We start from the raw sequence: 202 nt of genomic DNA on the forward strand, positions 1-202 counted from the left end.
ACCTGCAGCAGCAGATTGCGCACGGCCTTGACGCCATCGGGCACCTGCTCGCGCTGGCGCACCCGGCGTCCGAAGATCACCACCTGCTTGAACTGCGTCTCCACCGCTCGGTAGATCCGCAGGTCCGTGTAGTGGCGCGTCAGCCAGCCGACCAACTCCGCGTCGAGCACGTAGCCGGGGACGATGAAGACCAGCACGCCGC

At 67.3% G+C, this 202-nt stretch carries 1 protein-coding gene; it reads right to left on the bottom strand.

Annotated features, from left to right (window positions below):
• Nucleotides 1–202, bottom strand: a 202-nt coding sequence (locus APY03_RS30335; RefSeq protein ID WP_232324477.1) for a DUF6094 domain-containing protein, incomplete at both ends; no start/stop codon positions are given.

This window comes from Variovorax sp. WDL1 (genome assembly GCF_001541225.1).
In the GTDB taxonomy this organism is placed as follows: Bacteria; Pseudomonadota; Gammaproteobacteria; order Burkholderiales; family Burkholderiaceae_C; genus Variovorax.